Source organism: Rhodococcus sp. BS-15 (genome assembly GCF_000813105.1).
Taxonomy (GTDB): domain Bacteria; phylum Actinomycetota; class Actinomycetes; order Mycobacteriales; family Mycobacteriaceae; genus Rhodococcoides.
The window spans coordinates 1-773 of sequence record NZ_BAOX01000604.1; the positions used below are offsets into that span (position 1 = coordinate 1).

The window sequence follows — 773 nt, forward strand, 5'->3', positions numbered from 1 at the left end:
TCATCTCGCCGGGCATCTTGGCTCGGTTGATGTGCTGCCAGTTGACGGCGCTGGTGGAATGCTCCATCAACAACCAGGGGCGACGGCCGGCAACGCCACGGGTGAGGTCGGCCGAGAACGAGAGCTTGTGATGCGCTGCGCCGTCGCCGGTCTCGGGGCCGACGAGGTAGTGGTCGGTGGAGACGATGTCCTGTTCCGGGGCCCAGGACGCGTAGTCCATGTTGCCGGCGAGCGCGGAGCCCTGGCCCATGCCCACCATGAAGTTCGTGGTGACCGGAACATCCGGGGTGATCCGGTTCAGCACGGCCTTCTCGGCGCGGTACTGCTCGAGCAGAGCGTCGGAGCAGAAGCGTCGCCAGTCGAGTTGGTGCGTCGGGTTGCCGAACGTGGTGCTCACCGAGGGAGGAACGATCTCGTCCCAGTCGCTGTAGCGCTGGCTCCAGAAGTCGGTGCCCCAGGCGGTATTGAGGGTCTCGAGGTCGATGTACCTGGCGCTGAGCCACTCTCGGAATGCGTGGGCGCTGTCGTCGGAGTAGCACAGTGCGTTGTGACAGCCGAGTTCGTTGGACACGTGCCACATGGCCAGCGCGGGATGCTCGCCGTAGCGGTGGGCCATCTTCTCGACCAGCACGAGTGAATGTTCCCGGTACACAGCGGAACTGGGGCTCCACGTCTGGCGGCTGCCGATGGCGTAGCGGTAGCCGCGCTCGTCCACCGGGCGCATCTGCGGGTACGCCGTGGCCAACCACGGCGGGGGGTGACGAGGTGGCCGT

The 773-nt window shown here is 66.4% G+C and carries 1 protein-coding gene; it reads right to left on the reverse strand.

The genetic code is table 11. From position 1 onward, the window contains the following. Positions 1-773: beta-galactosidase (locus RHBS_RS28215; protein WP_187298685.1), on the reverse strand; the 773-nt coding region annotated here is incomplete at both ends.